At 29.0% G+C, this 13,722-nt stretch carries 11 protein-coding genes; 3 read left to right on the top strand and 8 right to left on the bottom strand.

Annotated elements, in window-relative coordinates; all coding sequences use genetic code 11:
* Window positions 1–3: 3 nt before the first annotated feature.
* The 6 genes from EBB51_RS07080 to miaB all read right to left on the bottom strand — a co-directional run bounded on the left by EBB51_RS07080 (window position 4) and on the right by miaB (window position 8,586).
* Window positions 4–1,287: a methionine gamma-lyase family protein gene (locus EBB51_RS07080; RefSeq protein WP_123053819.1), complete on the bottom strand. Its 1,284-nt coding sequence runs from the start codon at window positions 1,285–1,287 to the stop codon at window positions 4–6.
* 120 nt (window positions 1,288–1,407) lie between these two features.
* Complete coding sequence (gene hfq / locus EBB51_RS07075; RefSeq protein WP_123053818.1) at window positions 1,408–1,644, bottom strand: RNA chaperone Hfq; 237 nt, start codon at window positions 1,642–1,644, stop codon at window positions 1,408–1,410.
* A gap of 63 nt (window positions 1,645–1,707) precedes the next feature.
* Complete coding sequence (miaA, locus tag EBB51_RS07070) at window positions 1,708–2,646, bottom strand: tRNA (adenosine(37)-N6)-dimethylallyltransferase MiaA (RefSeq protein WP_123053817.1); 939 nt, start codon at window positions 2,644–2,646, stop codon at window positions 1,708–1,710.
* A gap of 14 nt (window positions 2,647–2,660) precedes the next feature.
* Window positions 2,661–4,544, bottom strand: coding sequence for a DNA mismatch repair endonuclease MutL (mutL, locus tag EBB51_RS07065; RefSeq protein ID WP_123053816.1), 1,884 nt, complete (start codon window positions 4,542–4,544; stop codon window positions 2,661–2,663).
* A 27-nt stretch (window positions 4,545–4,571) separates the two neighbouring features.
* The gene (gene mutS / locus EBB51_RS07060) at window positions 4,572–7,217 is read right to left on the bottom strand and encodes a DNA mismatch repair protein MutS (protein WP_123053815.1); all 2,646 of its coding nucleotides are present in this window, start codon (window positions 7,215–7,217) and stop codon (window positions 4,572–4,574) included.
* Between the two features lie 40 nt (window positions 7,218–7,257).
* Window positions 7,258–8,586, bottom strand: coding sequence for a tRNA (N6-isopentenyl adenosine(37)-C2)-methylthiotransferase MiaB (miaB, locus tag EBB51_RS07055; protein WP_123053814.1), 1,329 nt, complete (start codon window positions 8,584–8,586; stop codon window positions 7,258–7,260).
* Between the two features lie 309 nt (window positions 8,587–8,895).
* Between miaB and EBB51_RS07050 the strand changes: the two genes are divergently transcribed.
* The 3 genes from EBB51_RS07050 to EBB51_RS07045 all read left to right on the top strand — a co-directional run bounded on the left by EBB51_RS07050 (window position 8,896) and on the right by EBB51_RS07045 (window position 11,602).
* Window positions 8,896–10,080 carry a PLP-dependent aminotransferase family protein gene (locus EBB51_RS07050; protein ID WP_123053813.1) on the top strand — a complete coding sequence of 395 codons (1,185 nt, stop codon included), beginning with the start codon at window positions 8,896–8,898 and terminating at the stop codon, window positions 10,078–10,080.
* Between the two features lie 69 nt (window positions 10,081–10,149).
* The gene (locus tag EBB51_RS13660) at window positions 10,150–10,305 is read left to right on the top strand and encodes a hypothetical protein (protein ID WP_190285240.1); all 156 of its coding nucleotides are present in this window, start codon (window positions 10,150–10,152) and stop codon (window positions 10,303–10,305) included.
* Window positions 10,306–10,405: 100 nt separating this feature from the next.
* Window positions 10,406–11,602, top strand: coding sequence for a pyridoxal phosphate-dependent aminotransferase (locus EBB51_RS07045; RefSeq protein ID WP_123053812.1), 1,197 nt, complete (start codon window positions 10,406–10,408; stop codon window positions 11,600–11,602).
* A gap of 33 nt (window positions 11,603–11,635) precedes the next feature.
* Here EBB51_RS07045 and EBB51_RS07040 read toward each other — a convergent pair whose 3' ends face one another.
* On the bottom strand, window positions 11,636–12,514 hold the full coding sequence (locus tag EBB51_RS07040; protein WP_243103812.1) for a GNAT family N-acetyltransferase: 879 nt from the start codon (window positions 12,512–12,514) through the stop codon (window positions 11,636–11,638).
* A gap of 77 nt (window positions 12,515–12,591) precedes the next feature.
* A complete protein-coding gene (locus EBB51_RS07035) occupies window positions 12,592–13,638 on the bottom strand; it encodes a CotS family spore coat protein (protein ID WP_123053811.1) in 1,047 nt (348 codons plus the stop codon).
* Window positions 13,639–13,722 lie beyond the last annotated feature (84 nt).

Below are 13,722 nucleotides of genomic sequence, written 5' to 3'. Positions count from 1 at the left end.
TTCTTACTTTAGAATACTCGAAAGTGCAATAAGTATACCAATTTTAGCATGTTCAAAAGTAAGTCCTCCCTGCAAGTAACCTATATATGGCTCTCTAATAGGTGCATCAGCTGAGAGTTCTATTGAAGAACCTTGAACAAAGGATCCTGCTGCCATAATTACCTGATCTTCATATCCAGGCATATCCCATGGTTCACATTGCACAAACGAATCTATAGGAGAGCCAGATTGAATACCCTTGCAAAAGTTTATAAGTTTTTCTTTATCGTTAAACTTTATTGCTTGTATTATATCGCTCCTCTTGTCAGTGTACCTAGGAAGTACTTCAAAATCAGCAAGTTCCATTATTCTTGAACAAAATATGGCTCCTTTTAATGCTTCTATAGCTATATGCGGTGCCAAAAAGAGTCCTTCATATAAAAGCCTCATAACACCAAAAGTAGAGCCGCATTCCCCGCCTATTCCTGGAGCCGTAAGTCTATACGATGCTTGAGTTACATATTCTTCCTTACCTGCTATATAACCGCCTGTTGGAGCTATACCTCCGCCTATATTTTTAATAAGTGATCCTGCTATTAAGTCAGCTCCAACTTCTGTTGGTTCTATTGTATCTATAAATTCTCCATAACAATTATCTACAAAACATATTAATTTAGGATTAATACCTTTTACAAAATCTATAATTTCTTTTATTTCTGATACTAGAAATGATTTTCTCCATCCATAACCAGTAGATCTTTGGATATGTACCAATTTTATACTTTCATCATTTTCAATTTCAGACTTTATCTTATCAAAATCAGGTTTTCCTTCCGATGTTAAATCTACTTGTTTATATTTTACTCCATATTCTTTCAAGGAACCTATATTTTTATTACCACTTATTCCTATAACATTATGTAATGTATCATAAGGAGTTCCACATACTGATATCATAGTATCGTTGGGTCTCAGATTGCCAAATAGTGCAGTAGCCAAGGCATGTGTACCATTTACGAAATGTGGTCTTACAAGTGCACTTTCAGAATTGAATACTTTAGCGTATACTTTATCTAGTGAATCTCTTCCTATATCTCCATATCCATATCCTGATGAATTTGTGAAATGGGATTCACTTATTCTTTCACTTTGAAATGCATGTAATACTTTTAATTGATTATATCCTTTTATATCATCATATATTTCAAATTGTTCTCTTACATCTTTAATAGCTTGATCATAAAGTTCAAATACCCTATCATTTATATGATATATACTTTTTAACTTTTGTTTTTCTAAATCTATCATTTTTGTATTAAAACCTCCAATATGCTTTATTTGTAATTCAAGCTATTATTATATCACAAAAAAGGGAATAAGCAAAATATTGCCTATCCCATTTTATCTACGTTTTAATATTAAAAACTATTACTCAGAAGGATTATTATTAAACAAAACTGGTCTTGATGGATTGATAGTAGATATTGCGTGTTTATACACCATCATCTGCCTTCCATCACAATCCAAAATTACAGTAAAACTATCAAATCCTTTTACATTACCTTTTATTTGGAAACCATTTGTCAAATAAATAGTAACCTGAGTTTTATTTTTCCTAGCTCCATTTAAAAATATATCCTGTAAGTTATTGACCGTTTTACTCATATACTTCCCCTCCATAATCTTTATTTTATATATTCTATATAATCTAATGAATTCCTCTTAATTTTATAAATTCTTTAATTCTTGAACTTTTTTACATATGTATTCTGCAATTTGATTATCTGCATTAAATTCATCTTTATCTATCCATATAACTCTTTTATCTTTTCTAAACCATGTTAATTGTCTCTTAGCATAATTTCTACTTCCCTTTTTTATCATATAGATAGCTTCATCTAAACTTATTTTTCCATCGAGATAGTACAGTATTTCTTTATACCCTATGCCTTTCATTGACTGCATTTCTGAAGTATATCCCATTCTTTTTAAACTTTTGACTTCGTCTATCAGACCTTTTTCTATCATTATATCTACCCTTTTATTTATTCTATCATATAATTTAGCTCTGTTCATAGTAAGTACAAAGTAATAAATTTTATAAGGTATATCGTATATATCATTATCCTTATTAAAATCACTTATAGTTTTGCCTGTCAGCTTATAAACTTCTAGAGCTCTTATAACTCTTTTTAAATCATTTGGGTAAAGCTTGTTATAAGATTCAATGTCAACTTCTTTTAATAATTCATGTACATATTCTTTTCCATTTTTAAGTGCAAGATTCTGAAGATACTTCCTATACTCCAAATCTGTAGATGCTTCTGTAAAACTGTAATTACACACGAGAGAATTTATGTAAAGTCCAGTACCTCCCACGAGCATCGGCAATTTCCCTCTAGACGTTATTTCGTCTATTGTTTCTTGAGCAAGTTTTTTGTATTGAGAAACGTCAAAATTCATATTTGGATCTACAATATCTATAAGATGGTGCGGTACTCCTTGCATTTCGGATTTTGTAACCTTTGCAGAACCTATATCCATATATTTATATATTTGCATTGAATCTGCAGATACAACTTCTCCATTTAACTTTTTTGCTAAGTTTATCGATATGTCGGTTTTGCCAACAGCAGTAGGACCTGCTAAAATAAATAAATTCTTCATACTAATCACTCCTATTACTGTATCCTTTTAAACTTCTTTTCGAATTGATTTAACGTAACCTTTATTATAGTAGGTCTTCCATGCGGACACGTAAAAGGATCATCTAAGAATCTCAATTCATCAACAATATGATTCATTTCTAAAGAGCTTAAACTATCATTTGCTTTGATAGCTGCTTTACAAGCTAACCTGGCTATTAAATCATATTTAACTTCCCAAGTTTCACCAGAACCCATATTTTTTAAGTTATCCAGTATATCAATAAACAAACGCTTAAAATCTGGTTTACCGAGTATCATAGGTACTTCTCTTATGCTTAATGTATTTTCTCCAAATAACTCTATATGAAAACCAGCATTTTTAAATAAATCCTTGTTATCAATATAATAAGAAAAGTCATCTGCCGATAATTCCAAAATTGCCGGTGAAATCAATAGTTGAGAAACTATCTTGTTTTTCTTTATATCCTTTTTATATTTTTCAAATAGTATCTTTTCATGTGCAGCATGCTGATCTATAACATAAAGCGTATCATCATATTCACACAATATATACGTGCTGTGAAATTGTCCTATTATATTTAGTTTAGGAAATTTAGGTACTAAACTATCATCTGTATCTTTCTTTATAGTATCATTGTGATTTGATTCATAATTGACATCCAAATTGCTTTTATAATTAGTTTCATTTACATTTGGTGCATCATGGTTGTCGTGTATAAGACTATAATTATCATTATTACCAATTTCTTTATTTATATAATAACCTTTTTTATCAGATTGCAAATCTATTGGTATTTGAACAACACTGCGTTCCTCATTTTTCTTTTCTTTAGGTTTATCAATGATTTTATTTAATATACCATCACTTTCTGCAGTAGTGTCAGATTCTATATTAAATGAATTTTTGAGACTTTCACGAAGTGCTTCATGTACTGTATCAAATACTATTTTAAATACATACCTATCATCCCTAAATTTGATTTCTGATTTAGTTGGATGCACATTTACATCAATATACTCTGGAAATACATCTAAAAATAAGATAAAAAATGGATGCTTATTTATTGTAATAAAAGATTTAAAAGCATTTTCTACAGCTGCAGTTATTAACTTGTTTTTTATGTACCTCTTGTTTACAAATATACTTTGATTGTTTCTACTTCCTCTGCTTATTTCAGAATTACCTATATAACCATAAATTGAAACAATATCAAAGTGTTTTTCAAAGCTTATTATATTATCACATACCTTTTTACCATATATTGATCTCACAGCATCTATTAAATTTGATGTACCATAAGTATTAACTGCCTTTTTACCATTATTTATGAGTTTAAAGCTTATATCTGGATTACATAGTGCCAATCTATTTACTATGTCCGATATATATGAAGTTTCCCTACTGGAGGATTTTAAAAACTTTTGTCTTGCAGGTACATTAAAAAATATGTCTCTAACTTCAACAGATGTGCCCACATTAGCGGCTGCTTCATTTATTCCATTTACCGTACCGCCATCTATTACAATTTCTTTTCCAAAATCAAAATCCGAAGTCCTGCTTTTTAAAACAGTATGTGATATAGAAGCTATACTTGCCAGTGCTTCTCCTCTAAATCCCATTGTATTTACCTTATATATATCATCTAAATTATTTATTTTACTGGTAGCATGAGGCATAAAAGCCTTTTGTATATCATCTGGATGAATTCCATTTCCGTCATCTGTAACCCTTATAAGATGTTTTCCTCCATCTTCTATTTCAACAGATATATTTTTAGCCTTAGCATCTATACCATTTTCCACTAATTCCTTCACTACTGAAAATGGTTTTTCAATAACTTCACCAGCTGCTATTTTATTAAAAGTATCTTCATTTAATACATTTATTCTCTTCAAATTATCACCTTCAGATAATTAAACATTTTAAAGTTCTTTAGCTTTTTTTATTATATCATATAATTTATTAAACCCTTCCATAGGTGTCATATTTAATATATCTACATTCAAGATGTCTTTAATTAGATTTTCTTTTTGTATATCAAAAAAATCTACTTGTTTTTCTTGAGCCTTTTTAGCATCCTCTACCTTTTCTTCTTTAACTAAAGCAGCTTCCTGTACTGCTCCATTTGTAATCTTTTCTACATTTACGCTGTCTTCCTTAGAGTCTTCTATATAACTTAATACTTCTCTTGCTCTTTTTATGACCTCACTTGGTAATCCAGCTAATTTTGCAACTTCTATTCCATAAGATTGGTCTGCTCCACCCCTTATAATCTTACGTAAAAAAGTTATATCACTACCTTCTTCTTTTACAGATACAGAATAGTTTTTAACACCTTTTATAATCTTCTCCAGCTTTGTGAGTTCATGATAATGAGTTGCAAACAAAGTTTTACATCTAAGTTTTGGATTATTACATATATACTCTATAATTGACCACGCAATACTAAGGCCATCATAAGTACTTGTGCCTCTTCCAACTTCGTCTAAGAGTACTAAACTCTTATGGGTTGCATTTTTTAATATGTTTGATACTTCCCACATTTCAACCATAAAAGTACTTTTCCCAGCAGCTAGATCATCAGATGCACCTATTCTTGTAAATATCTTATCGCAAATACATATATCTGCTTTTTTAGCTGGTACAAAACTGCCTATTTGAGACATAATCACAATTAAAGCTACTTGCCTCATATATGTAGACTTACCTGCCATATTAGGTCCTGTAATCAATAAAAGTTGATCATCTTCTGTATTTAAATTAGTATCATTTGATACAAAAGTTCCAGTATCCATTGACTTTTCAACTACTGGATGTCTTCCATCTACAATATGTATTTCATCTTTATTGTTTATTTCAGGTTTGCAATAGTCATTTTCAAGTGCTGCATAAGCTAGTGAATTTAAGCAATCTATTTCAGATATTATCCTTGCAGTATTTTGCATTCTGCTGACTTGCTTTTCTACAGTTTCTCTTATATTTACAAATACATCATATTCTAAATTTATTAACTTTTCTTCAGCTCCAAGTATTTTGTCTTCCATTTCCTTTAATTCTGGAGTTATATACCTTTCTGCATTTGCTAAAGTTTGTTTTCTTATATATCTTCCTTCAGGTACTAAATTTAAATTCGATTTAGTTATTTCTATATAATATCCGAAAACTTTGTTATATCCTATTTTTAATGATTTTATACCAGTAGCATTTTTCTCATTACTTTCTAAATTTGCAATCCACTCTTTTCCATGAGCCTTTGCCTTTCTAAGTTCATCTATTTCTTGATTAAAACCTTCTTTTATAAGATTGCCTTCTTTTAATGATATAGATGGAGTATCCATTATAGAGTTATCAAGTAATTCATATATGTCACTTAATTCATCAAGATTATCATACATATTTTTAAGAAGATATGAATTGAAATTAGAAATTATCTTCTTTACAGCTGGTACCTTTTCTAAGGAAGCTTTTAGCCAAATTAACTCCTTGGCAGTAACACTTTTAGATGATATTTTTCCAGCTAACCTCTCTATATCATATATTTCCCTAAGTGATTCTTTTAAGTCTTCATGATAAGATATGTTATTAACTATTTCTTCTACTGCATCTAATCTATGTTCTATATTTTTTCTATTAATTAGCGGTTGTTCTATCCACTTTTTTAACTGTCTGCTTCCCATTGCTGTACTTGTTTTATCAAGCACCCATAAAAAAGAACCTTTTTTAGTTTTATCTCTCAGTGTTTCAGTTAACTCTAAATTTCGTCTGGAATTCATATCTATAGTCATGTAGTCGACTATAGTGTAATATTGTAACTTATTTATATTAGACAATGATGTTTTTTGAGTATGTTTTATATATTTTAAAAGACCATTACAAGATTTTAATAAAACAGCATTAAAATTATCGGCATCAAAGTCATCAAATTGTCCTTCTAAATTTACGCGTGCATCATCTACAAAAAAGTCTTCTTTAAGTTTTGTAAATGAAATACTAAATCTTTCTTTTATAGATTTATATATGTCATCACTTAAACTTTCTTGTATAAGCATTTCTGTTGGAGAATATTTAGCTATTTCATCTAAAATATTTGACATGTTAAAATTAGAGTCAGTACAATTAAATTCTCCAGTTGATATATCAGAACAACACAGCGAAAATACATTTTCACGAGTATCTATATATAGTGATAGTATATAGTTATTCTTGTTTTCTTCTAGAAATGAAGAATCAGTGTATGTACCTGGTGTAATTATTTTTATAATACCCCTTTTTACAATTCCCTTAGCAAGACTAGGATCTTCTAGTTGTTCACATATTGCTATCTTATATCCTTTGCTGATTAGTCTGCCTATATAAGAATTAGCAGCATGAAATGGGATTCCACACATAGGAGCTCTTTTTTCTAAACCACAATCCCTTCCTGTAAGAACTAATTCCAATTCACGTGATGCTATTTCAGCATCTTCAAAGAACATTTCATAAAAATCTCCTAATCTAAAAAAAAGAATGCAATCTTTACAACTTTCTTTTACTTCTAAATATTGCTGCATCATAGGAGTTAATCCCACTAGTAAAACCTCCATTCTTTAAATCGATGTAATGAGTGTTTTATACTTCTTCTCCTTCTAATGAAAATGACTTGGCTTTAGTTATCTTTACGCTGACCAATTCACCAATATGTTCCTTATTTCCTGTGAAATTCACCAATTTTCCAGTTCTAGTCCTTCCAGTGAGTTTGTTAATATCATTTTTACTAAAACCTTCAACTAAAATTTCTTCTACTCTTCCTTCGTATTCAGCATTCTTTTTACTACATGACTCATTTATTACCTTAACTAGCCTTTCAAATCTTTCATGTTTTATGTCTTCAGGTATATGCCCTTCCATTTCCTTAGCAGGTGTATTTTCTCGTTTTGAATATAAAAATGTAAATGCTGAGTCATATTCAACTTGTTTTGCAAGATCTAATGTACATTCAAAATCTTCTTCAGTTTCCCCAGGAAATCCTACTATTATATCTGTAGTTATTGCTGCATTAGGTATAGTTTGTTTTATATCACTAACTAATTTTAAATACTGTTCACAGGTATATTTTCTATTCATTTTATTTAATATTTTTGTAGAACCGGATTGTACAGGTAAATGTATGTGTTCACATACCTTATCACATTGAGCAACAGCATCTATTACATCTCTTGTTAAATCCTTAGGATGAGAAGTCATAAATCTAATTCTCTCAAGTCCTTCAATTTTATTGATTCTCCTTAAAAGCTCAGCAAAATTTATCTCCGGATTTAATCCCTTACCATAAGAATTAACATTTTGTCCTAACAAAGTAACTTCTTTATAACCTTTTGATACTAATTCAACTATTTCTCTTTCTATATCCTCAGGTTTTCTACTTCTCTCCCTGCCTCGCACATATGGAACTACGCAGTAAGTACAAAAATTGTTACATCCGTACATTATAGTAACAAATGCTTTAATTTTACTTTCTCTATCTATCGGAATACCTTCAATTATGCCATCTTCTTTATCTTGTATTGCAATTACAGATGTTCCATTTTGCTTAACTGTATTTAAGTATTCAGGAAATTTATATGTATTATGTGTACCAAAAACTATATCAACAAAAGGGAATTTCTTTACAACTTTTTGAGCCATCTCCTTTTGCTGCATCATGCATCCACACACAGCTATAACAAGTTCTGGCTTTCTCTTTTTAAGAGATTTTAAAGCTCCTAAATTACCGTATACTTTGAGTTCAGCGTTTTCTCTTACACAGCATGTATTAAAAATTATTAAATCAGAATCTTCCCTAATATCTGTTCTATCATATCCAATTTTTCTAAGCATTCCTGATAACTTTTCAGAGTCCTCTTCGTTCATCTGACAGCCCCAGGTTTCTATAAAAAACTTTTTTTTATTTTTATCCATAAATATTATTCACCTCATAGCTAAACTTAAGTTTTATTAACATGTTACATTATACTATATTTCCATTGCAATATCTAATTTAATGTACCTTGTATTAAAAACTCTTTTCAAATATAAAATAGTACCAAATATTCTTGGTTAAACATATTTATAGAAAATTTATATTGAAAAAGGGCATAAAAAACGGTATCATTAAATTAAAAGAAATACTTTAATCATTACAAATTTCTCCAAATAAAGAGGATATTTAAACCTTTTATAGAATATCTATATTGTACATTCATTATATAATATTTAGGAGGGATTTTTATGAAGGTGCAATTTTCAGAAAGAGCAGAAGGTTTAAAAGCCTCAGAAATTAGAGAGCTTTTAAAGTTTACTGAAATGCCCGAAATTATTTCATTTGCTGGTGGATTACCTGCTCCTGAGTTATTTCCTGTTAAGGAAGTAAGTGATGTAACACAAGAGGTACTTAAAAAAGATGGTGAAGCTGCTCTACAATATAGTTCTACAGAAGGTTTTAAACCATTAAGAGAACTAATCGCAAAACAAAGGATGTCTGCTGCTAAAGTGAATGTAACTTGTGATGATATTGCAATTACTACTGGTTCTCAACAAGCACTAGAGTTCTCTGCTAAAATTTTTGTAAATGAAGGAGATACCATAGTATGTGAAAGTCCTAGTTATCTAGGTGCCATCAATGCATTTAGAGCATATAGACCAAAATTTGCAGAAGTACCAATGGATGAAAACGGTATGGTAATTGATGAATTAGAAAATATATTAAAATCAGATCCTAATGTAAAACTTATATATACCGTTCCAGATTTTCAAAATCCAACTGGAAAAACTTTGCCGGATGATAGAAGAAAAGCTATTGCAGAACTCGCTGCCAAATACAAAGTTCCAGTAATAGAAGATAACCCTTATGGTGATCTTATATTTGAAGGAACTAGACACCCATCTATTAAAAGTTTTGATAAAGAAGGTTGGGTAATTTACCTTGGAACTTTTTCTAAGATTTTTTCTCCTGGTTTAAGACTTGGTTGGGTATGTGCAGAAAATTCTATATTACAAAAATATATAATAGTAAAGCAAGGCGCAGATCTTCAATGCAGTACATTAGATCAAAGAATAGCTGCTTTATTCATGCAAAAGTATAATTTAGAAGATCATATTAAGAATATCATAAAAACGTATGGAAAACGCAGAACTTTAATGCTTGAAAGTATGGATAAATATTTTCCAAAAGGCACAAAGCACACTTGCCCATACGGTGGATTATTTACATGGGTTGAACTAAAAGAAGGGTTAGATGCTGCTGAAATATTAAAAGAAGCACTAAAGGAAAATGTAGCATATGTTCCTGGAGGTTCTTTCTTCCCTAATGGCGGTCATCCTAATTACTTTAGATTAAATTATTCTTGTATGAGTGAAGACAAAATCATTGAAGGAATTAAGAGATTAGGAAAAGTACTTTCCAAATATTATTAATATATGAATAATAAACTATACTAAAAAACTCCTTTTAGGTTAAACTATGCCTAAAAGGAGGAATGTAATATGTACGATATAAAAAATCCAGATCAAAATAATGAAAATAAAAAATATCTAAGATCAAATTGTATATGTGACAGAAGCTATTTTACTGGTCTTCCTTGCGAAGGTATGTTTGAACTAAAATCTATACACGTACCAATTGAAACTACTTTAAAATAAGTTGCAATAATTAAAGAATAATATTTATAGATTAAAATGTTACATTATATTTTATCTATTATATTAAATAAATTATTATGTTTTTGGGGGGTATTTTTAAATGAAATTATCAAACAGAATATTAAACATGAAATTTTCACCTATTCGTAAGTTAGCACCTTATGCTAATGAAGCTAAGAAAAAGGGTATAAAGGTATATCATCTAAACATAGGTCAGCCAGATGTCTTGACTCCTAAACCTTTTTTCGATGCTATTTCTTCTTTTAGAGAAGATGTTTTAAAGTATACTGAATCTCAAGGTATGGAAGAACTTCAAGAAAGCTTTATAGAATATTATAAAAAATGGGGAACAGAATTTACTAAAGAAGAACTAGTAGTAACTAATGGCGGAAGCGAAGCTATAATGTTAACATTTCAAGCACTTTGTGATCCAGGAGATGAAATTATAATTCCAGAACCTTTCTATACAAATTATACTGGATTTTCAAATGTAGCTGATGCAAAAGTAGTTCCATTCTTGACAAAAGCAGAAGAAGGATTCCATCTTCCTAAAAAAGAAGATATAGTTAGTAAAATTACAGACAAAACAAAAGCTATAATGATTTCAAACCCTGGAAATCCAACAGGTGTTGTATACACTCCTGAAGAATTAAGGATGCTTGGTGATATAGCAAAAGAACATGATTTATTCTTAATTGCAGATGAAGTTTACAGGGAATTTGTATATGATAACTTAAAATATACATCAACTTTAACATTGAAGGATATTGCTGATAGAGTAATAGTTGTAGACAGTATATCTAAACGTTATAGTGCTTGTGGTGCTAGAATAGGTTTAGTTGCTTCAAAGAACCATGAACTAATGCACAACATAATGAAACTTTGCCAATCAAGGCTTTGTGTTCCTACTGTAGAACAGGTAGGTGCTGCAGCATTAAAGGATACTCCAGAAAGTTACTTTGTTGAAACTAGAAAAGAATACCAACATAGAAGAGATATTCTTATGGAAGGTTTGAGTAAGATACCTGATGTAATTTGTAAAAAACCTTCAGGTGCATTTTACGTAGTTGCTAAACTTCCTGTTAAAAATGCTGAGGATTTTGCTAAATACCTTTTAACTGATTTTAGCCATGATGGCAAAACTGTTATGGTAGCTCCTGCTGAAGGATTTTATGCTACTCCTGGTATTGGTAAGGATGAAGTAAGAATATCTTATTGCTTAAATTGTGATTCATTAAAGGATGCTGTGGATATATTAAAGATAGCATTAGAAGAATACAAAAAAAATCACGAATAAGCAAAATAAAACATAACCCCTATACACATGGGGTTATGTTTTTATTTGCCATTTGTATCTCTTATTTTCAACTTTAAATCCCATCTGTTTATATAAATTTAAAGCTATATAGTTAAAAGTTTTAACTTTTATCTTAGCTCTATCAAAACCATTGCACATTATAATTTTTAGCAAATAAGTCAGAAGACATTTGCTGTAATCATTTCCTCTAAACTCTTCTAAAATTCCAAAGTTAACTATAGTTGGAGTATTATCTTCTAATATTATTTGTCCATATCCAATATATGTCTCACCTTTTTTTATAAATATAGCACCATTGTTTAAATAATAACTTTGCATCTCATCAAAATAAATATCATTTAAATTAAGTGGTATTCTCTCATTATTTTTAAATATTTTATTTTGAATATGGCACCTTTTTTTCTCATCTCTACCGATTTTTAAAACCTCAAAATTTATATCATCTTTAATAATTAATGGTATACTTTGATTTAAATTCAAATTTAATATTAAAGTACCTTCTTTTTTTTCAAATCCAATCTTTTTTAAGACTTTATAGTTATAGTCATTATTTTCACATATATAATAAAAGGTAGAATTTCTCCTAAGTTTATCTATTAGATACTTATATGGAGCAATTAATCCTGTTTCAAAATTTTCAATATTTAAAGCATTTATTATGTAGGTATTTCTATAACTGCAATTCACATTATACCATATGTATCCTATATAATTTAAATCTTGCTTTAGCAGCCTTACTTTTCTTCTCAAAAGCACTTTTTGTGCAAAACTGCACTTATCATATATTTCAAAGAAATTTTTATTTAAACAATTGAAATTACTTTTATTTTCATTTAATCTTCTAAATTCATTTAAATTTTTTTTATTTAAACTCATAATTTGATACATCATTAATTATCCTCTTAATCATCTCAGATATAATCATAATAACAATTTAAGTATAATTCTTAATTTTTTGCAAGTCAAATTTACTCATATTTATCGAGATATTTTAAATAGTCTTCCAAGAACTTATTTTGAATTTCATCATACTTTATTAACCTCTCAAGCTTGTGCAAATACTTTTGTTCACTCCAGGTCTTGTGTTTTATATACCTTTTTTGACCTAACTTCCAAAACTTATGTGGAAAAACAATTAAAGCCAGCATTACTTCAAGTTCGCTTTTAGTTAACCTATTTATAGAATTATATGCATCAATTAGTTTCAATGTTTTATTAAAATCCCACTCATAGCCTTTCTTAAACATTAATCGTCTTATTAATTTGCCTAGATCATTTACATGTAAGTCAATAATTATACTATCTAAATCTATTATATAATACTTATTCCCTTTTTTAATTATATTTTGATAATAGAAGCTATCATGACATATAGTTTTTCTTCGATTTGATTGTTTTGACAGCTTATAATACTCTGAAGTGTTTAAAAAATGTACTGACACCATACCTTTATAATACATACTCTCTATATAATTTTTATATAATAAATCAAATTTTGTTTTTAATTTTTTATTTTTTATTATTCTTTCAAATTTTTCAAAATCATGCATGTTTTTAGTAAATACTCTGTCCCAGTTTTTTATATTATTTCTTATTTTGAGTTTACTTACATCTATTTTACTTGCAGCTAAATGATACTTAGCGAGCAGCTTTACACATTCAACGGCTTCATCTATATTGTTTAAGTCACATTCTTCACCATCTATCCATTCTGTAGCATAAAACAATAAATTTTTAAATCTTACATAGTTATGCCCATCTTCGGTTTTATAATACTTTGCTGTATTTGAGAAGCCATTATTTAAAAGCTGTTCCACAAGTAAACTTCCATTATAAGGTTTATTTTTACCATGTTTAATCTTTTTCAAACATATATTTTCATCTGATGTTTTAAGCTTATATACACTTCTAACTTTTTTAACACTTAGAACATCAAAATTATATCTTTCAAGTACAGTATCTATCATTTCTTTTTCTTTTTCACATATATCATAATCACTTTTATGTTCTTCCATATGATTACCTCCAATTAGTTCTTTAATAAAGTATATTATTGGAGATAAAAATTATTACAGTATAGCAAATAATAAAAGACCATC

The organism is Clostridium sp. JN-1, assembly GCF_003718715.1.
Taxonomy (GTDB): domain Bacteria; phylum Bacillota; class Clostridia; order Clostridiales; family Clostridiaceae; genus Clostridium_AV.
The sequence above is the reverse complement of the archived record's forward strand: the minus strand, read 5'-3'. Positions and strand labels throughout refer to the sequence as shown.

Excerpts from the sequence above, each read along its gene's own strand:
- EBB51_RS07045 (WP_123053812.1), top strand. The coding sequence starts at position 10,406 with ATGAAATTATCAAACAGAATATTAAACATGAAATTTTCACCTATTCGT.
- EBB51_RS07040 (WP_243103812.1), bottom strand. The coding sequence starts at position 12,514 with ATGATGTATCAAATTATGAGTTTAAATAAAAAAAATTTAAATGAATTT.
- miaA (WP_123053817.1), bottom strand. The coding sequence starts at position 2,646 with ATGAAGAATTTATTTATTTTAGCAGGTCCTACTGCTGTTGGCAAAACC.
- miaB (WP_123053814.1), bottom strand. The coding sequence starts at position 8,586 with ATGGATAAAAATAAAAAAAAGTTTTTTATAGAAACCTGGGGCTGTCAG.
- EBB51_RS13660 (WP_190285240.1), top strand. The coding sequence starts at position 10,150 with ATGTACGATATAAAAAATCCAGATCAAAATAATGAAAATAAAAAATAT.
- EBB51_RS07080 (WP_123053819.1), bottom strand. The coding sequence starts at position 1,287 with ATGATAGATTTAGAAAAACAAAAGTTAAAAAGTATATATCATATAAAT.
- EBB51_RS07050 (WP_123053813.1), top strand. The coding sequence starts at position 8,896 with ATGAAGGTGCAATTTTCAGAAAGAGCAGAAGGTTTAAAAGCCTCAGAA.
- hfq (WP_123053818.1), bottom strand. The coding sequence starts at position 1,644 with ATGAGTAAAACGGTCAATAACTTACAGGATATATTTTTAAATGGAGCT.
- EBB51_RS07035 (WP_123053811.1), bottom strand. The coding sequence starts at position 13,638 with ATGGAAGAACATAAAAGTGATTATGATATATGTGAAAAAGAAAAAGAA.